The sequence below is a fragment of the Thalassotalea sp. 273M-4 genome, assembly GCF_041410465.1.
GTDB classification, from domain to species: Bacteria; Pseudomonadota; Gammaproteobacteria; order Enterobacterales; family Alteromonadaceae; genus Thalassotalea_A; species Thalassotalea_A aquiviva.
In genome coordinates this window covers 2,788,802-2,807,561 of sequence record NZ_CP166961.1, presented here as the reverse complement: position 1 = coordinate 2,807,561, position 18,760 = coordinate 2,788,802, and the positions used below count along the sequence as shown (strand labels likewise).

The 18,760-nt window shown below is 41.0% G+C and carries 16 protein-coding genes; 12 read left to right on the top strand and 4 right to left on the bottom strand.

The features are described from left to right. Positions 1 to 8: 8 nt before the first annotated feature. From ACAY00_RS12525 to ACAY00_RS12505, 5 genes are all read left to right on the top strand, one after another. A complete protein-coding gene (locus ACAY00_RS12525) occupies positions 9 to 929 on the top strand; it encodes a hypothetical protein (RefSeq protein ID WP_371374241.1) in 921 nt (306 codons plus the stop codon). A gap of 90 nt (positions 930 to 1,019) precedes the next feature. Then, positions 1,020 to 2,855: a PAS domain S-box protein gene (locus tag ACAY00_RS12520; RefSeq protein WP_371374239.1), complete on the top strand. Its 1,836-nt coding sequence runs from the start codon at positions 1,020 to 1,022 to the stop codon at positions 2,853 to 2,855. 226 nt (positions 2,856 to 3,081) lie between these two features. Continuing rightward, positions 3,082 to 5,070, top strand: coding sequence for a heme lyase CcmF/NrfE family subunit (locus ACAY00_RS12515; RefSeq protein WP_371374236.1), 1,989 nt, complete (start codon positions 3,082 to 3,084; stop codon positions 5,068 to 5,070). Positions 5,071 to 5,072: 2 nt separating this feature from the next. Further along, positions 5,073 to 5,624, top strand: coding sequence for a DsbE family thiol:disulfide interchange protein (locus ACAY00_RS12510; protein WP_371374233.1), 552 nt, complete (start codon positions 5,073 to 5,075; stop codon positions 5,622 to 5,624). Positions 5,625 to 5,627: 3 nt separating this feature from the next. Next, on the top strand, positions 5,628 to 6,095 hold the full coding sequence (locus ACAY00_RS12505) for a cytochrome c-type biogenesis protein CcmH (RefSeq protein ID WP_371374230.1): 468 nt from the start codon (positions 5,628 to 5,630) through the stop codon (positions 6,093 to 6,095). A 49-nt stretch (positions 6,096 to 6,144) separates the two neighbouring features. Here the strand turns inward: ACAY00_RS12505 and ACAY00_RS12500 are convergent, their stop codons facing one another. Then, positions 6,145 to 6,672, bottom strand: coding sequence for a tetratricopeptide repeat protein (locus ACAY00_RS12500; RefSeq protein WP_371374227.1), 528 nt, complete (start codon positions 6,670 to 6,672; stop codon positions 6,145 to 6,147). Positions 6,673 to 6,876: 204 nt separating this feature from the next. Between ACAY00_RS12500 and ACAY00_RS12495 the strand changes: the two genes are divergently transcribed. Continuing rightward, positions 6,877 to 7,977: a c-type cytochrome gene (locus ACAY00_RS12495; RefSeq protein ID WP_371374224.1), complete on the top strand. Its 1,101-nt coding sequence runs from the start codon at positions 6,877 to 6,879 to the stop codon at positions 7,975 to 7,977. Between the two features lie 48 nt (positions 7,978 to 8,025). Here the strand turns inward: ACAY00_RS12495 and ACAY00_RS12490 are convergent, their stop codons facing one another. Next, on the bottom strand, positions 8,026 to 10,353 hold the full coding sequence (locus ACAY00_RS12490; protein ID WP_371374222.1) for a diguanylate cyclase: 2,328 nt from the start codon (positions 10,351 to 10,353) through the stop codon (positions 8,026 to 8,028). A gap of 324 nt (positions 10,354 to 10,677) precedes the next feature. After that, positions 10,678 to 10,917 carry a hypothetical protein gene (locus ACAY00_RS12485; RefSeq protein ID WP_371374219.1) on the bottom strand — a complete coding sequence of 80 codons (240 nt, stop codon included), beginning with the start codon at positions 10,915 to 10,917 and terminating at the stop codon, positions 10,678 to 10,680. A gap of 546 nt (positions 10,918 to 11,463) precedes the next feature. Here ACAY00_RS12485 and ACAY00_RS12480 point away from each other — a divergent pair. The 5 genes from ACAY00_RS12480 to ACAY00_RS12460 are packed head-to-tail and all read left to right on the top strand — an operon-like array spanning position 11,464 to position 16,981. After that, on the top strand, positions 11,464 to 12,045 hold the full coding sequence (locus ACAY00_RS12480) for a c(7)-type cytochrome triheme domain-containing protein (RefSeq protein ID WP_371374217.1): 582 nt from the start codon (positions 11,464 to 11,466) through the stop codon (positions 12,043 to 12,045). A 2-nt stretch (positions 12,046 to 12,047) separates the two neighbouring features. After that, entirely contained in the window at positions 12,048 to 12,428 is a 381-nt protein-coding gene (locus ACAY00_RS12475) for a c(7)-type cytochrome triheme domain-containing protein (protein ID WP_371374213.1), read from the top strand. A gap of 17 nt (positions 12,429 to 12,445) precedes the next feature. Next, positions 12,446 to 13,522: a 6-bladed beta-propeller gene (locus ACAY00_RS12470; protein WP_371374210.1), complete on the top strand. Its 1,077-nt coding sequence runs from the start codon at positions 12,446 to 12,448 to the stop codon at positions 13,520 to 13,522. A 34-nt stretch (positions 13,523 to 13,556) separates the two neighbouring features. Beyond that, positions 13,557 to 15,962 (top strand): hypothetical protein, encoded by a 2,406-nt coding sequence (locus ACAY00_RS12465; RefSeq protein WP_371374207.1) that lies wholly within the window; start codon positions 13,557 to 13,559, stop codon positions 15,960 to 15,962. A gap of 38 nt (positions 15,963 to 16,000) precedes the next feature. Continuing rightward, positions 16,001 to 16,981: a cytochrome c biogenesis protein ResB gene (locus ACAY00_RS12460; protein WP_371374203.1), complete on the top strand. Its 981-nt coding sequence runs from the start codon at positions 16,001 to 16,003 to the stop codon at positions 16,979 to 16,981. A gap of 50 nt (positions 16,982 to 17,031) precedes the next feature. Here the strand turns inward: ACAY00_RS12460 and ccsA are convergent, their stop codons facing one another. Beyond that, entirely contained in the window at positions 17,032 to 17,874 is an 843-nt protein-coding gene (gene ccsA / locus ACAY00_RS12455; RefSeq protein WP_371374200.1) for a cytochrome c biogenesis protein CcsA, read from the bottom strand. A 102-nt stretch (positions 17,875 to 17,976) separates the two neighbouring features. Here ccsA and ACAY00_RS12450 point away from each other — a divergent pair, with 102 nt between their 5' ends. Continuing rightward, the gene (locus tag ACAY00_RS12450; protein ID WP_371374197.1) at positions 17,977 to 18,624 is read left to right on the top strand and encodes a tetratricopeptide repeat protein; all 648 of its coding nucleotides are present in this window, start codon (positions 17,977 to 17,979) and stop codon (positions 18,622 to 18,624) included. The last annotated feature ends 136 nt before the right edge of the window (positions 18,625 to 18,760 follow it).

Sequence of the window (18,760 nt, the reverse complement as noted above, 5' to 3'; positions counted from 1 at the left end):
ATAGACGAATGAGATTTTTATATTGGGTTTTTGCAGTGCCCTTTGCGGTATCATTAGCAATGGCGAGCCCTAGCGTTAAAAGCGCTGATATACAAATAAATCCGCAACTGTCATCAATGCTGGAAAATGTGCCATTGCCTGAAGATGTCGATGGCAAGCCATCAAGATTTGTTTATTTGCGAAAATTATTGGCAACCTCTTCAGGCGCAAAGCAAGTGATGCAAAGTTCCAATTCAGAGGCCCATCAAGCGTACGTAGAAGCGCGTAAAGTGTATTTGCAAGCCGCTTCAGAGACGGATAACGATAAAGTCGATTTATTATTAGATAAGACCGTTAAAAAAATGTATGCGGCCATTCGACTGGCATCGCCAAAAGCTATGACGGACAGAAAGAAAAAACGTGATTACGAACGCCGCTTATTAAGTGTTAATGCCTTACTTGAAGCACTAGGGCGAATAGGGATAGAAAAGCAAAATCAACAAGAAACCAATAAAATCAAAGACTATGTCAGTCAGTTAAAAAGCAACGCGGCTAAACTGGCAGCCAAAACAGCGTTTGAAAAAGCCAGAGCTGAATTAGATGAAGCCTACTTATTAATCAAAACAGGCATTGAAAATATGCGTCGTGGCGAGTCTTTAGTTCGAGAGTTATCTTTTGAAACTCTAGAAGAAGAATATGCATATGAGCTTGATCGAAATGAAACACATAAAATGTTGGTAAAACTTTTGGTTGAGAAAAAGCTGGCCAGCAAACCCGAGTCCTTTAAGAAGCGCATTGACGATCGCGTTGCAAAAGCACAAGAGTATCGGTTAGAGTCCGAACAATTTGCCGATGATGGCGACTTTGAACAGGCTATTGAAATAATCGATAAATCAACTAAAGAATTGGTTAAAGCCATTCGTATGGGTGGTGTGTTTATTCCTGGCTAACAGTGGTAGCGAATTGTAGATACAAAAATGGCGAAACGGGAAGGACCCGGTAAGCGGATAAAAAATTATAATAACGTATTAGGTGGTATTGTGAGCGGTCAGAACAGAGGCTCAATTGAGCAAGTTATTTCCAGTAAGGAATTGACAAAGATAAAACGAAAAAATTACAAAAGAGCTGGTATAGCGATTATTGTAGTAAGTATTGCTTTGTTTTTTTCCGCAATGTTTGGTTACAGCTATATTACTCAAAACGAGCTGAGTAAAGCGGCAACCAAGGCATCCTACAATTTAAATACCGTAAAATCGCTGCAACAAAGTCATATGGACTTTTTGAAAAACATTGTTTTTCAACTGAAAACGGAATCAGAATTGCATCGATTTATCATGGATAAAAACGAATTATCTAAAGCCTTTATCGAAGCTAATTGGGTTACCGTCAGTGAACAATTAAAATGGATTCATCAAATTCGTTTTATCAATAAATCAGGTTATGAGTTATTGAAGGTTCAATATGATAGAAATTCCGATACAGCGTATCCTATCGGCGATGTGCAAAATAAGAAACACACCGAATATTTTAATAAGTTAAAACACTTACAACCGACAGAAGTGTTTGTCTCACAAATTAATCTTAATCGTGAATACAACGAGCTCAGTTACCCTTTAACCCCAGTGATTCGAATTGCGATGCCGGTTTATCAGTCGGTCGGTCAACTCGATGGCTATGTTGTGGTGAATTTTTTAGCCGATAAACTGTTAGCCATTATAAACGATGTCACCTACAACTTTCCCGGCCAATCTTTATTGCTAGACAGTCAGGGCTATTATCTGCAAGGTTACAAAAATAATCAAAACTGGTCTTATTTTATTAACGAAGAACAAGGGGAGAGCTTTGCGCAAACGCACCCTCAAGCATGGCAAGCCATTAAGGCTGGAAAGCGCAATCTAGAGCTAACTGACGGGGTTATGGTGGTCAAAGATATGATCTTCACCGAAAATGTCGAAAGTAATCAACGTTATTATTTACTACAGCACATTTCTCAAACTGATGTGGCTAAAGCCTCGAGAGACAGGCTACGCAACTTTTATTTAGTCTTTGTTTTATTGGTTATGTTAGCGGTTCTAGCCATTATTGTATTTTTTAAAAGCCGAGTGAAAAAGCAAATTGAACATAATTCATTGCAATTAATTTCGGCCTTATTCTTTTCTAAAGAACCCACCATTATCACCGATCATAATTGGCAGATAGAAGCGGTGAATAAAGCGTTTAGTGAAACCAGCGGTTTAACAATCGATCATGTTATCGATACGGCATTTGCCGAGTTGCCCTTGTTTGCCAACAACGACGTATTCTCTGAGGTATCTGCCAAGGTGGAAAGCTCTGGTAGCTGGATGGGAGAAGTTGAATACCTTAACGATAACAAGGATAAAGTTATCCATTTAATGTGCGTAAGTGCGGTTAAGTCTTTAAAAGGCAAAGTGGCGCATTATGTTGTGCAAATGGTCGACATAACGGAACGCAAGCGGATGGAAAATGAGCTCAAAATAGCGGCTGCCGCCTTTGATACCCGCAGCGCTATCACCATTACCGATAAAAGTGGCAATATTGTTCGTGCCAACAAAGCCTTTACCGATATAACCGGTTATGAACTTGCCGATGTTATTGGTAAGAACCCTAGTATTTTGTCCTCAGGTAAACATGATCAGGCATTTTATCAACAATTGTGGCAAGCGATTATTGATAAAGGCTTTTGGCAGGGGGAAATCTACAATAAACACAAAAATGGCCGTATTTATCCTGAATGGATCACTATTTCGAGTATTAAAAACGAAGAAGGCGAGGTCAGTTATTATGTCGCAACTTTTGAAGATATTACCGAACGAAAACGCTTAGAAAGCGAAATCGAGCGCTTATCTTCTCGGTGATCGCCACAATAGAGTAAAACCCAATCAATATTCGGTTTAATGAAGGAGCGCCTTGCGCTCCTTTTTTGTCTAAATAGCTGTAAATATATGATTAATTAAAAGCCAATAGCGAACTGAGGTTTGATGGTAATCAATTGAGAGAAAGATTACTTTGTTAAAATAATGCTTAAATTTTAATGCCAAATGTTTGGTGACAACACGTTTGCAATCATTTTTAGGAATTCTGATGCTCCCTGAACTAGGTCATATCTCATTAATCATTGCCTTTGCTTTGGCTATCTGTCTTAGCATCGTGCCTTTAATCGGTGCTTGGCAACATAATCTTCGCTTAATGAATTTTGCTAAGCCATTAAGTTTTGGTATGTTTTTATTTACCACCTTAAGTATTGTGATCCTTGCTTACGGGTTTGCTACTGATGACTTCTCGGTGAAATACATCGCCGGGCATTCAAACAGTATGTTACCTGTGTATTTTAAAATCAGCGCCGTATGGGGCGGGCATGAAGGTTCGATGCTGTTTTGGGTGTTTGCATTAACCGGCTGGACATTTGCGGTAGCGAAATTCTCTAAAGCCATGGAGCAAGAGTTTATTGCTCGAGTGTTGGCGGTCATGGGCATCATAGCGGTCGGCTTTATTGCCTTCACGTTATTTACCTCCAATCCTTTTGAGCGTTTATTACCTAATTTTCCGATGGAAGGGCGCGATCTAAACCCCTTATTACAAGATATTGGTTTGATTATTCATCCCCCAATGCTTTACATGGGGTATGTTGGTTTTGCTGTTGCTTTTGCATTTGCTATTGCCGCGCTCATGGGAGGCAAAATGGATGCCGCTTGGGCACGTTGGTCTCGACCTTGGACCGTTGCTGCTTGGGCTTTCTTAACTCTTGGTATCGCGTTAGGAAGCTGGTGGGCATACTATGAACTCGGCTGGGGTGGTTGGTGGTTCTGGGATCCGGTTGAAAATGTTTCCTTTATGCCATGGCTCGTTGGCACGGCCTTAATTCATGCCTTAGCGGTAAGTGAAAAGCGAGACACCTTTAAAAATTGGACCTTATTATTGGCCATCTTCACTTTTTCTCTTAACTTATTAGGAGCGTTTTTAGTTCGTTCGGGGGTTTTGACATCCGTGCATTCATTTGCTGTCGATCCGAAACGTGGTGCCTTTTTGCTGATTTTGTTGGCGATAACCGTAGGTGCAACCCTGCTTTTGTATGCGATCAGAGCGCCAAAGGTAAGCAGTAAAAACCGCTTTACCTTATTCTCTCGTGAAACCTCTATTTTAATTGCCTCAAGTATTTTATTAGTTACCGTTATTACCATTTTGCTTGGTACCTTATACCCATTGATTATTGATGCAATGGGCTTAGGTAAAATTTCGGTAGGGGCACCTTACTTTAATGCGGTCTTTGTTCCGATGATGGCTGTACTGTTTATTTTAATGGGGGTAGGTCCTTTAATTCGCTGGAAAAAAGCCCGCAAGGGGGAACTTAGCAAACAACTTAAAGGCCCTGCTTTGTGCAGCTTGGGCTTTGGTCTGTTATGGCCATTTATTTTTGCCGGTGAAATGAATCTTCTCGTTAGCCTAGGCATGGGGATCGCTTGTTGGGTGGTATTAACCGCGATAAAAGACATTGTGATTAACGGCAAAGGCCGTCATGAAAAATGGCAAGCACGTCGTATTCAATTAAATCACTGGGGCATGGTGATTGCCCACATTGGGGTCGCTATTAGTATTGTTGGGGTCACAATGGTGTCAAATTATGAGCAAGAAATAAATGTTCGTATGGCGCACAATGAACGGGTTGATTTGTCTGGTTATGTGGTTGAGTTTAAAGGGACTAGTAACATCAAAGGACCTAATTACACGGCCATTCAAGGACAACTTAAGGTGTATAAAAACGACCAGTTGGTGGCTTTACTGCAGCCTGAGCAACGTACCTATTTAGTTCAAACGATGGGTATGACCGAAGCGGGTATTGATAGTGGATTGTTCCGTGATTTATATGCGGCCTTAGGCGATCCGCTACCAGGTAATGCGTGGTCGGTACGGTTGTATTACAAACCCTTTATTGTGTGGATTTGGCTTGGTGGGTTCTTTATGGCCATCGGTGGGGTTCTGGCGATTTTAAGTAAGCGTTATCGTCAAAAGATAAAAGCCAGAACCGAACAACCAGTGCCCGTGGTACCAACACCTGCGTATCAAGGGAGCTAATTATGACTCGTTTTATTCGATTTTTACCATTACTGTTGTTTTTCTCTTTAGGGTTTTTATTGTACCGAGGGTTGTTTTTAAACCCGCAGGCAATGCCGTCTGCGCTCATTGGTAAACCTGTGCCGGAGTTTACCTTGAGTGTGGTTGATGACGCCACAAAATCGGTTAGTAAAGCAGACTTACAGGGTGATATTGTTTTATTAAATGTATGGGCAACCTGGTGTCCGGCCTGTAAGAATGAGCATCCTTATTTGCTCGACTTAGCGCGTAACCCACGAGTGAAGCTCTATGGGGTAAATTACAAAGATTCCCGCCAGCAAGCAAACCTTTGGCTTAAAGACTTTAAAGATCCCTATCAGTTTTCTATTTTTGATGTGGATGGCAGTCTAGGTCTTGATTTAGGCGTGTTTGGTGCACCAGAAACTTTTGTGATTGACCATACTGGAACGATTCGTATGCGTTTTGCAGGGCCTATTGATGGCAATGTATGGAATCGCAAATTTTTGCCTCTTATCGAACAAATAGAAGCTGAACGAGCGGCTTTAAAGGGATAATTTATGTATAAACAGATTTTACTTTTAATCGCGTCAGCGTCTTTGTTTTATGCTTTTGCCGCGTTTGCCAGTCCCGTCGATACCTATGTATTTAAGGACGAGCAAACGCGTCAACAATTTCAGTTACTGACCAAGGAATTACGTTGTCCTAAATGTCAAAATCAGAATTTGGCCGATTCAAACTCGCCTATTGCAGCCGATCTGCGCGAGATTATTTATCAGCAATTACAACAAGGTAAAAGTAACGATGAAATCATCGACTATATGGTGTATCGCTACGGTGATTTTGTTTTATACAAACCAAAGGTTAATAAAATGACCTATGTACTCTGGTTTGGCCCGGTATTGTTATTTATCGCAGTGCTCGGTGCTATATTTATGTCATTGCGACGACGTACTCAAGGTGATGAGCAAGAGCAAGATCGGCTTTCCGCCGATGAGCAAGCCAAACTAGAGCAATTAATTAAATAGTTTTTGCCGAAACCATTAAGCAGGGAAACCTGCTTAATGTGGGCTTAGCTTAACAGTTGATTGCTTCCATTTGGCAGATAAAGTCTAAGTTCTTTTGTGCGCCTTCGACTTGGTTTTCTACCGCGAGCTGAAACCAATGAATCGCTTGTTGAAAGTCTTCAATTTGCTGAAACATGACCCCCAACATTAACTGTGCTTGTCCATGGTTTTGCTCCGCAGCCTGTAAATAAAGCTCACCAGCGATGTTAAGATCTTGTTCTACTCCAAAACCGTGATGATACATATTGGCTAAATTGAACATGGCATCGGTTTGTTTATTTTCAACCGCAAGCTCATACCAGTATCTTGCTTTATCGAGATCGACCTTAACGCCCCAACCATTTTCATACAAAACGCCTAAGTTGCTTTGCGCTAATGGGTTTCCTTGTTCGGCTAACGGCAGCCAAATTTTAATGGCATTGCCATAGTCTTGCTTTTGAGCATACTCATACCCTTGTTCAAAAGTTTGGCTAGCAAAAGCCACACAAGAGAAGATCAACGTAGTGGTGGCTAATAGCGAAGAAAGTGAGCGCTTCATTACAGTATCGCCTTTATAAAAACTGATAATTAATTAGCATACCAAACCACAAGATGCGGTCAAAAAAAATCATTAAATTCTTTAGCTTTCATCAATTTAACTGATATAAATCAACTGTTAAAACTTCATTTCTAAGTTTTATCTACTTTTAAAATTGCATTAATCAGATACGCAATTTTTTATTTTCTCTTCTATAGTCATTACATGATAAAGAGAAATAAAGGTTTAATCTGTTTCGTTTTATTATGCGTATTAAGCCGTTACAGTAATAGCACCGATGTGGACTGGCTGCGCCAATTAGACGAACCTTGGTTAGAGCAAACAACGTTCGATAGAGCATTGATAGAGGCTCATAAAGGTGATGAAGCCACACAGAATTTAATTGGCTATATGCTGTTTTTTGGTGAAACCGTCGAACAAGATTTAGAACTAGCACATTTTTGGTTTCATAAGGCAGCAGAAGCAGGGAATAAACTTGCGCAACGCAATTTAGGCTTGTTTCATGCTGGCCTTCATGTTGCCACCCCAGCTCACTTTATTGATAACATTGAAGCGAATTATTGGCTTCAACGAGCAAATAATCTTAACCCTTACCAACCAAGGTCAGATTTCACTCCCGCCATTACTTTTTATAATAGCGAATATCCTAGTGAAGTCGATAAAGGCGAGGCGCTGTTTCAAACCTACTGCAGTGGCTGTCATGGTATTGATGGGCATGGCAGTTATTCCTTAGTACCAAGCTTTAAAACTACAAATGTCATGTCTAAAACAGATGAACAGCTTGCGTTAAGCATTAAAGGCGGCCTTGATGGTATGCAAGGCTGGCAAGGTGTTTTGTCTGATCAGATGATCTTGGCGACGATCGCTTATCTTAGGCAACAATTTAATGCAAACTCGCTAGTAGCCGTTGACGATAATGACTTAGATGCCTCCCTTAGCAAAAGCAACTTGAAAAACCAATTTGACTCTACGCTTTCATTAGGAGCTCAAATATATTCAAAATTTTGTGCCGGTTGTCATGGCTTTAATGGTATTGCCTACTTTCTCGACTCTCCTTCTTTTGCTTTAGGGCAACGGCTTGAAAAAAACGATGTTGAATTAAAGTTGAGTATTGAGCAGGGAATAAATATGATGCCAGATTGGGGCAATAAAATTAGCCCAGAACAGATCAGTGCAGCCCTTGCTTACATCCGCACCTTTGAAAGCCAATTTAATGCGGGCATAGAACGTCCTTTAAACAGCCCTTTGAGTCATTTCTATCGCTTTCGGCCAAAGCAAACCTGGATCAGACCAACCGAGCCTTAGGTTGTCCTATGTAAGCAAAAGGCAGAATTCTTTAGCTAAACTGGATTTTTAACACTCCGTTTGCAGTAACGAGGTGGCGGCAATCACTTTGTTTCTGCCCTTTTCTTTTGCTTCATATAACGCTAAGTCGGCTTGTTTTATGAGCTCATTTAGATTTTCATCACCGTGCAATGCCGAAACCCCAAAGCTGCAAGTCACGGCTGGGTTTTCGGTGCAATTTTCAATAGCAACGCGCAATCGTTCAGCCGTTAATACCCCACTGTCTTCATCACTGTTTGGTAGTAATACCAAAAATTCTTCGCCCCCCCAGCGGGCAAAAATGTCAGACTCTCGCAGTGTTTTGCTGGCTGTATTAGCCACCGCGATTAAGATCTCATCACCACGGTCATGACCAAACGTGTCATTCACCGCTTTGAAGTGGTCGATATCAAATAACACCACACTCAGGGCTTGTTGATGACGTTTCGCAATACTGATTTGTTTTGTCGCTTGCGCTTCAAAACTACGACGGTTTATGCACCCTGTTAGTGGGTCGGTGCTAGCCAGAGATTTTAGTTTTTCTTCCAGCTCTTTGCGCAGAGTAATATCTTCAAAGGTGGCAACCAAGTATTGGCTATTATCTGAATTAATAATTCGATTAATATTGGTCCATTGTGGGTAAATATCGCCATTTTTATGTTGATTCCAGATCTCGCCTTGCCAATTGCCTTTGGATAAAATGGATTGCCACATCTTTTGATAAAATTTATCGTTATGATGATTAGACGATAAAATCCTAGGGTTTTTTCCTATGACTTCATCCGCTTCATAGCCGGTGATACGAGTAAAAGCGGAGTTAACTCTGACAATTTGCGCCGATTCGTTGGTGATTAAAATGCCCGAGTTACTTTCCAGAGCAATCGCCGCAATTTTTAATTCATTTTCAATATCTTTACGTTTGCTAATATCTAAAATATGAAGTACAAATCGAGAACCATCACTTGTTTGTTGATCTATCTCGGCCATCGTATAAGAACAGGGTATGTGCTGTTGATGTTTATTGCACAAGTAAATTTCTTCACTGGTGAAGTGGGTAAATGTTGCTTGAGATTTTAGTTTTTCAATTGAAATTTCGTTGTTACGACCGACAAATAAGTCGCTGATGGTTTTTTCAAGTAACTCTTCTTTGCCATAACCAGATAACGTACAAAAAATTTGGTTACAACCCGTAATTCTAAAATCTTTATCGGCAATCAGTAAGGCATCATCAGAATCAAATAAAACATTAATTAAACTCTGAGAGTATGACTGAATCTTACCATTGAGTTTGCTTTTGTAGCTAAAGTACAAAGCGGCCATAGAAAAAATGGTAATGAACAAAGAAAATACGGCCAATTGTAAATTATGTTTAGCCATAATTTGACTCACTTGCTGATGACTTATGTGGTTAACCAGTAAGTAGGTGTATGGTGTTGAATTATCTTGATTAAAAGACAGTTTTTTAAAGTTGAAAGAGCCGTTCTCTGTAACCAGTTCACCATGTTCTAATTGATTGATTTGTTGCCATTCTTGAGGGAAAGTTTGAGCAAAATTAAACTGCTTACGCTCCTTGATTGCTTGTCCCCATTCTTGTTTGTCATTTTCTGCATTGATGTAAAAACCTTGCATATTTAACAAAAAAGTATGGCCGGCTAACTGCTCCCTCGCTCGATTGATGGGGTGGGTTAAGCGGTCGACTAAAATATCTACTTTGAGCATTCCAGAAGAGCTTAAAGTACCAAAATCAAGGTGTGTTGAAATCGACAGTACCGGTGTTAACGGGTAGATGACTTCGTTAAATCGTGTTTGTAAATGAATTTCAGACAGTTCTAATATATTGGTGTTATGGTCGGAACTTTTCTGTTGATTGTACAACGAAGAGTTTTCACTGTTGCTGTCTTCAATGAACGCCATATTGAGCATGGGGTCAAAGTTAATAGCGAGTGAGTTTTTACCGAAATACGGTTGATATTCAATACGTGAAAACCAATGAATACGCTCAGCGATGGTCTGCCAGTTATTTAAAATAAATTGTTTAGAAATATTATTTTTGGTGTTTATGAAGCGATATAGCTCAGAATCATTGGCAAATATTTGGACTTGGTTTTCAAGAAAATTGATATTGTTATGGATGATCGTATCGATTGATTTTATGCTGTTTTGGGCAGACGTGTTGAGCGTATTGAGGGTTTGCTGCTTAAAGTACAGGTGGGCAAAAGTCACTAATAAAAAAGCAACAGATAAGATGACCAACAAGCCAGCAATATGACTGGCGATTGTTGATTTTCTCAACTTTTGTAATTCATCGGATGAAATTAACTCATCCTGCAACTGAGATTTATTATTGTTAGTAAGCAAAATTACAGCCTAATGTTGGCCCCCTTATGTATTTACCCGAACTTAAATCTGATGGATAAATTTGAACATAATGTTATGGCCAGAGTTAAATATTGCTACCGTGTAAGATTCATTTTTAGCAAAGTCGGCTTAGACTCTTAAGATATTCTCAACACGATGGTTACATTAATCGTTAGGGTAAGGTTGTCTATGCTACCCCTGAGTAGACACGCCCACCTTATGACCTTTAATATCCCAGTATGTAAACCTTTAAGCAAGCGATTTACTCGCTAAGTCGCGCATTTATTTCGCCGATTGTTCAGCGTATAGAAAACTATTTTATCTCTATATTAACGCGCTTTCTTTTTGTGGAACTTCTAAAAATTCCACCTCACCAAAAGAATTTACCGTGCCAATTTGACCTTCTTCATGGACAATGATGACTAAGTCGGTGTTTTGACAAAGACCGTAGTCAAGTCGCCAACCTTTTAGGCCAAGTTTAAATAACATGTTTTTTTGGCTCTGGGTTAATTTATTCCAAACTTCTATAAAGTTATTCTTTTTGGTGTTTTTGTGCGTTGCCATAATAATCCTGAAACTTACTCACTTATGTATTTTCAAATATGGAATCTTACGAGTTTGTATTATGCAGATTGTATGCCATATGAACTTACTTGTTTTTATGTCAGAAATTCTTTCGACCAAAACACCATTAAAAACGTCAACCCCAAAGACCTAAAAATTAGTGGATAAGCCCATTTGGCTTTGACTCATTTTACCAAGGACGTTGAGTAAATTCTTATTTCCTTGCGAAAGTTTATTGCGCAAAGCAAAGTCGTTATCAAGGCCTTTTCCGTCGTAAAATGTGCGTAACAATTCTCATTCTTGATATTTCACTCTTAATTGCGAGAATTTATGCTTACTTATTATTCAAGTTTAGGGTTACGATTTTCTCTTCATTGTAACGTATGCCCCCCCCTAGGTTGATTTGATCCTTATCAATATAGATGGAATAAAAGTTGCTTTTAGCGCTTGTCTTAAGCTGTATCATTGCTTCTTATAAATATTTTGAGGACAATGCTAATCCTCAGTAAGAGGCGTTTTTTTCGTCGTTTTTTCTGCGAGGTTCTCTTGAAAGCATTGATTTTTATTTTATTTATTTCCCTTAGTCATTTGGTTATGGCCAGTGATCGTGATTGGCAAAAGCTCAATAAGGATGACTTACATGCCATTGATAACCCTGCTTTAGCAGAGCTTCAAAATCCTGAAGATGGTTTCAAAGGCATGCCTGGCGACTATAAAGGGATTGGCAATCAAGTTGACTGGGTAAGAGCATTAGAGCAACAGGTGATTGTACCTCGCACCCAATTATTTGAAAGCACTGAAATCAAGGTACTTGATTTAGATATTATTATGGATGCAACGGCTGGCATGCCGATGGTACGGTTTCCGCATAAAGCGCATACCGAGTGGCTTGATTGCAGTAATTGTCACCCGAAAATATTTGTTGAAAAATCTGGCGCAAATCCGGTGAACATGTTCGCTATTTTAGCCGGCGAGTATTGTGGCCGATGTCATGGTGCCGTTGCTTTTCCTTTAACTGAATGTCGACGTTGTCACAGTGAAAGCCGAAAAACGTTTACCGGCAAACCTGGTCCACAACCCACCCCTGGGAAAAATTACCCTCCCATAATAGAAACAGAGGTTAAGTAGTTATGGCTGGTATTAGAACAAAACTATTGGCACTTTGTGCTTTGTCTATCGGTACAATATTTAGTGTCAATGCTGAATACGGTGATGTCGTTTTAAACCGCTATGCTGAAGCGAATGATATGCGTCCAGTGATTTTTCCTCATTGGTTTCATCGGATTAGATTCCGCTGCAAAGTTTGTCACTCAGAACTTGGTTTTGAAATGCGCGCGGGTAGTAATGATATATCGATGGTCAAACTGATGGACGGTGACTATTGTGGGATGTGCCATAACGAAGAAATAGCTTGGGGTTTAGATCATTGCGATCGTTGTCATTCGGGTAAACCAGGGCTAAAAAGTGGTATTTATGGTGGTCATGAAACTATGGGCCCCTCTATTTGGTAAAGGTCAAAGTTAATTGCATGCGTAATGCGCTCAAACGGTTGTTGTTCTTGATAGTGTCTACTTCATTATTAGGCTGTACGGCACTTGATGAACACCACAAATTTGCATTTGTGCTGGAACAGGAAGATGTCAACGCATCATGGCCTTACGGTCATGAAATTGCCCATTACATTTACCTTGGCGATATCATTGGTGAACAAAATTTACTGCAAGAACAACAAAAACAACAAAGCGCACTGCAAAAATTTTGGCGCTTTGTCATTGGGGAAAGTGAGCAAGCCCCAGTCGAACTTAAACGGCCACAAAGTATCGCGGTTAATACCGATGGGCGCATCTATATTACCGATGTTGCCAACCAAAGTGTGTTTGTTTTTGACCAAAAACAAGGCTCATTAGCGCAATGGCCCAGTGCGAAAGAACATGTGAAGTTTGTCAGTCCTATAGGTATTAGCTTAGGCAAGGACAACGAAATATTAGTCAGTGACTCTGAACTAGGAAAAGTCTTTAGGTTGGATGCCAGCACGGGCATGCCTAACGGTGTACTTGCCGCAGAGTCATTAAAAAGGCCGACAGGCGTGACTTTTGACCAAGCAAGCAACAACATTTATGTGGTTGATACGCAAACCCACGATATAAAAGTCTTTAGCTTAGATGGCGCGCTTTTGTACACCCTAGGTAAACGGGGAAATGGGGAAGGCGACTTTAATGGCCCAACATTTATCGCTAAGCATCCAGATGGTTTGTTAATTGCTGACACTTTAGCGGCCAGAGTGCAGCTAATTGAAGACCAGCAAGGCCAGCTAAAGTTTCTAAAAAGTTTCGCCCAGCGCGGTATGCGCTTAGGCGATGTGATGCGACCCAAAGGTGTTGCTTCAGATTCAGATGGAAATGTGTACATTATTGAATCGTATTTTGACCATATGTTGGTATACAATAGGCAAGGCCAGTTTTTAATGCCATTAGGAGGCACTGGGCAAGGACCAGGTCAGTTTTATTTGCCTAGCGGTATTTGGGTTGACCAGCAAGATAGAATTTATGTGGTCGATATGATGAATGGTCGGGTTTCAGTTTTTCAATTTTTAGGTGGTAAGTAAACCGCTGCAGTACTCAGGACGATGTAAAGATAAAATGAATGCAGTCAATATTTGGTGCCCGAGAGCGTTTTTTGAGGTGGTAAATAACAAGCTTGGCCTTTGTATTGCCTTGCTGATTGCGCTTGCTGTTCATAACTGGGCGATGGCCGCTGACTCGAATGTTAGTATGACAAAACATAACTTGTCGGTAGCAGGACCTGGTTCTGTGCAAGCAACCAGTGAATCGCAAGTGTGTGTATTTTGTCATACGCCTCATGGTGCGAATACGGCTAATGATGCAGGACCCTTGTGGAATCGAGAGCTTAGTCCAGCGGCAACCTATACCATGTATGACTCATTATCGTTGGATGCCAATGATATGGCCGCAGCCCCGGGAGGTGCTTCTAAACTTTGCTTATCTTGTCATGATGGTACCTTAGCCATTGGTTCGGTCAATGTCGCTAATGGCCAACAAAATGTCGATATAAGCATGCAAGGCACCGCTGCCGATGGCTCGATGCCCGATGTTGGCAGTGATACCGGCTTTACTCGAAACTTAGGTACTGACTTAAGCAACGACCATCCTATTTCATTTACTTTTAATACCAGTTTAGCTACCGCAGATGGCGAGCTTCGCGATCCCAATAGCAGTAGCCATTTAGGCGATAGATTACCCGGAAGTCACCCTACCATTCCGCTTGAAAATGGCAAAGTACAATGCATCAGTTGTCATGATCCGCATATTTGGGATGAAACCGATCCTAATCGCAAGTTTTTACGCGCCAACAGGATGCAAAAAGTCACCCCTTCAGGCGGTAATTTTAGCGAAGCCAATGATCAAATTTGTATCGCTTGTCACGATAAAATGGGACAAGCTTGGGCAATGTCGGTACATGCGAACTCTGTTGATGCCAACGAAACATACACTGATGGTGCCGCCGACTTACGCGAATTTCCAAGGGGCACCAAGGTTTGGCAAGCAGGCTGTTTAAATTGCCATGATACCCACACGGTACAAGGTTCGCGTCGACTATTACGCGAAGGGGTTGATTCAGCAGGTGGAATTACCACCGCAAAAACCTCGGGCAATCCAGCCATTGAAGAGACCTGTTATCAGTGTCACCGCCCGCAAAGTCAAAGTGTATTGACCTCAACTAATAACAATGTACCTGATATTTATAGTGATTTTACCTCATTGCGGCACATGCCTATAACCAATAACGATCAACAAAAAGTCGCAGTGCATAATATCAGTGATGCTGATTTTTCGGAAACCCGCGCCAATATTGGCCGCACCAACAAGGCCAATAGACATGTGGAGTGCAGCGATTGCCATAATCCGCATCGGGTCATGAAAGATGAAAAGTTTAATGGCAATGGCTCTCAAAGCAGTGGTACCCATGCGCATAGAGCAGGCGTAGTCCACTCCAATATTGCTTCAGGTGCTTTAAAAGGATCATTAGGGGTGGAGCCAATTTACAGTAATGATAGATTTGAAACTAATCCAAGCCTAGCTGACTCAATGATTAGTTTTCAAGTGAAAAAGGGCAATCCAAGTTCTGGCGCCAGCGATTCGGTCAATGCATCTTATGTTACTCGTGAATATCAAGTGTGCCTAAGATGTCATTCCAATTATGGTTTTGGTGCGACGCCACCAGCGCTCGGTGAATCTGGTGGTGGCACGCCAAATGGCACCAATGGGGTTAGCCAATACACTAATCAGGCAATGGAGTTTCAGGCGCCACAGGCGCATAAAGGCGAAGGCACTGCCGGAGGCTTAGCCACCAACAACCATCGCTCATGGCACCCTGTGATGGCTGAAACAGGTCGAACATCCGGCGTTCGGGGGGCTAACGCCAATAGTTGGCGAGCGCCTTGGAATGAGGGGGTCGGTAGCCAAACCATGTACTGTAGCGATTGTCATGGCAACAATACCGCGACCACAACATCAGAGCCAACAGGTGACAACGCATGGGGACCTCACGGCTCGAATAATAACTTTGTTTTAAAGGGGCCTTGGGCTGCGGGTAGCGAGAGTGGGAGTGCCAACCCTGGCAATAATTTATTGTGCTTTCGTTGTCATGACGGCAATGTGTATGCAGGGGATGGTGGAGGCTCAGGTGGCGATACTGGCTTTTGTTGTGGCGGTAAAGGCAACTTGCATCGATATCATCGAGAACGCTCAGCCAATTATCGTTGTTCATCTTGTCATGTCGCGCTTCCGCATGGATGGAAAAATAAAGCGCTATTGGTTAATTTAAACGATGTAGGGCCTGAAGGCGGGCAACCTGAAGGAACCAATGTCGGAGGTAACAGTTATTCGAACGGCCCTTATTATCAGAATGCCCGTTTACGTATATTAAACTGGCGACAAAGCGGGACTTGGAGAGAACAAGATTGCGGTAAAAGTAGCAGAAATAGTGGTAAAGAGTGGATGGAAAACACCTGTGGAAGGCGATAAACTAGCAATCAATTTCCACTTATATACTAGAGGGATTAGTGCTTTTTATTAGAGCGTTAGCGTCATTAAAATTCTCTTTTACGCTATTGTTGGCTTTATTGTTAGCGTTATTAATTGCGTATAACTTTGAACAATCATTTCTGTACTGGTTGATATTGCCATTTGTTTTGTTGGTGCTAAATCTGGCAGCAGCCATTGTCTGTAATAAAAAATTTCAAGCGAATATCCCGTTATTATTTTTCCATTTAAGTTTACTTGCTACCGTTGTGCTGGCGGGATTGAGCCGTTTAACCTACCTAGATGGCCGTGTTAGTTTGCATGAAGGTGGGCTTTTTGATGGTAAACTGCATGATGTGAAACAAGGACTTTGGCATCAATATAATCTCTCGCCAGGCATGTTTTCTTTAGAAGCGGTTGAACTTGCGTTTACTAATTTTATTGCGATTACAGATATCAAAACTCGGATAAGATTATATGCTGAAGAAAAACCTGTACGAGAGTTGGTGATAGGTGAGCATAAACCTCTCGTCATTAATAACTATCGTTTTTATTCAACAAGTAATATTGGCTATTCAGCGGTATTGAGTTGGCAAAATATTGACCAACTAGATCGTTTTGATATTGCAACGGGTAGCATTAACTTTCCTCCCTATTTAATCAATGAGTTTAGTCAAACAAATACTTGGCAAGTACCCAATAGTGAACGTCAACTTTGGTTCATGCTGTCACCAGATAATGATTTATTGACGGAACAAAAAGCGATGAAACTTACCCCGCCTAAGTATCATAGTTTGGTTATTCGAGATGGTGAACAGCGCTATAGTTTGCGTGTGGGTGAGCAACTAAAACTAGCTGAAGGAGTGTTAACCTATCAAGGGTTAAGGACATGGGCGGGCTTTTCGGTGCACTATGAACCATTTAAAGCCTACCTACTCGCATCATCATTGCTATCTGTATTTTGTTTAAGCTGGTTTTATTGGCAACGATTTAATCGCCGTAGTTGGCTAGACAAGCTTTAAATGTTTCTTTCAAGGCTCATTTAAAGCTTGTAATTAGCGGTTCTAACTTTTTAGATAACCCCACGGTGTGGCGCAGTGGCCATAAAAGGAACGCCAAAAAAGGTAACAAAGGCAACGATAAACACAATTATCACCAGCACTGAGCTCACTTGTGGTGATATTTTCCATGTTACTCTAGCGTGCAATAACATCGCCACTAATAACCAAGTGATAAAGGACCAGGTTTCTAATGGATCCCAAGCCCAGTAGCGCCCCCAGGCATCTTGTGCCCAAATTGCCCCAGCAATTAACATTAAAGTGTCAAAAATCATCCCTACCGCGATAAAGCGAAAGGCCAATAGAGCCATGTTCTCATTGGCTGGTAAGCGTTTAAACCAGCGCCGACAACTTTTAAATTTGCGTAGCAAAATAAAACAAGAAAGTGCAAAGGCGATATAAAATAACCCCAAGAAGACTTTACCAAACAGCACATGAATATAGAGCCAAATAGTTTGATAAGTACTGGGGAACATGGGATCTTGGGTTTCGCTAATGAGCATCCAGCCCATCATCATAAAAAGAACCGGTTGAGCAATCACTAAGGCAAAACGAATGTGCGGTATTTTAATATAAGTTATTAACCAGATAAGGGTTAAGCTCCAGATATTACTAGATAATATCTCAAACATGGTGATGAAAGGGCCATGCTCTAACCGATACCAGCGCAATCCTATGGCAATGGTATGAATGACAAACCCTAGAGACGTTAAGAACAAAATAATTTGCGGCAATTTTCGCCATACGACGGTGGTAATGATTGCCACACTGCCTGAAATTATGTACAACAACAACGCTGCCCATAAAAAGAGCATCTCGTTATATTGGTTACTTAGGGTAGCGATAATGGTTTGCATAGATTTTTAGAAAACGGTTGCTTTGAATTTATACTCGATTAGCTTGTATGTTAATATACTCGCACTGCCGTTTAAATGGTTATTATCTAGGAAATTAATATCGTGCCTTTTTTGTCAATTATTAACGATATCAGAGTGAAAGCTTTTTTGGTGTTAGTTGCGGCGATTGCCTCGATTGGCTTTCTCTTACAACAAAGTCCAGATAGTTGGGTCGTTGGCGATCAAAAAAACTATGATGAGTTTGCCACCACACCAACGTATTTACTTGACCCTATAGATAAAAAAGATCCTGTCAAAGAGCCAATTATCTTGGCCAACATTGATCCCAATGGCCATGTTGAACAACAACAAGGACTGCAAACCCAGCAACACTTTAAAGATGCCGCTGAATTACTGCGCATAGGGCATCATCAACAAGCCATAACATTATTGCATAAAGTGTTACAACGTTACCCCAACTTACCTGAAGCTCACGTGAATATGGGGTTTGCTATGTTGGGGTTGAATGACTTGCAAAAAGCCGCTAACTCATTTGCTTACGCTATTGAACTGCAACCTGAATTTGCCAACAGCTATTATGGTCTGGCAATGGTCGCTGAACAGGAACAAGACTGGGAAATAGCCCTTTCGGCAATGCGAACTTACATTCATCTTCGCCAAGACGATAGCTATTTGGCAAAAGCTCGTGCCGCACTCGATCTATGGCAATCCAAACTCAATGAAAGCCGTCAGAATTTAACCACTAGATAACTGCTTTAGTGGTTAAAAAGTTACCATCTGGTTGTTCCTTAGTGCTCTAAGAAGAATGCTGATCTTAATCAAAATTGGGCTTATCGCTTTCGATATAATTTTGTGCATGTCGTAACGAAATAATCTTGGTTATTTC

Excerpts from the sequence above, each read along its gene's own strand:
- ACAY00_RS12525 (WP_371374241.1), top strand. The coding sequence starts at position 9 with ATGAGATTTTTATATTGGGTTTTTGCAGTGCCCTTTGCGGTATCATTA.
- ACAY00_RS12515 (WP_371374236.1), top strand. The coding sequence starts at position 3,082 with ATGCTCCCTGAACTAGGTCATATCTCATTAATCATTGCCTTTGCTTTG.
- ACAY00_RS12510 (WP_371374233.1), top strand. The coding sequence starts at position 5,073 with ATGACTCGTTTTATTCGATTTTTACCATTACTGTTGTTTTTCTCTTTA.
- ACAY00_RS12505 (WP_371374230.1), top strand. The coding sequence starts at position 5,628 with ATGTATAAACAGATTTTACTTTTAATCGCGTCAGCGTCTTTGTTTTAT.
- ACAY00_RS12500 (WP_371374227.1), bottom strand. The coding sequence starts at position 6,672 with ATGAAGCGCTCACTTTCTTCGCTATTAGCCACCACTACGTTGATCTTC.
- ACAY00_RS12495 (WP_371374224.1), top strand. The coding sequence starts at position 6,877 with ATGATAAAGAGAAATAAAGGTTTAATCTGTTTCGTTTTATTATGCGTA.
- ACAY00_RS12485 (WP_371374219.1), bottom strand. The coding sequence starts at position 10,917 with ATGGCAACGCACAAAAACACCAAAAAGAATAACTTTATAGAAGTTTGG.
- ACAY00_RS12475 (WP_371374213.1), top strand. The coding sequence starts at position 12,048 with ATGGCTGGTATTAGAACAAAACTATTGGCACTTTGTGCTTTGTCTATC.
- ACAY00_RS12470 (WP_371374210.1), top strand. The coding sequence starts at position 12,446 with ATGCGTAATGCGCTCAAACGGTTGTTGTTCTTGATAGTGTCTACTTCA.
- ACAY00_RS12465 (WP_371374207.1), top strand. The coding sequence starts at position 13,557 with ATGAATGCAGTCAATATTTGGTGCCCGAGAGCGTTTTTTGAGGTGGTA.
- ccsA (WP_371374200.1), bottom strand. The coding sequence starts at position 17,874 with ATGCAAACCATTATCGCTACCCTAAGTAACCAATATAACGAGATGCTC.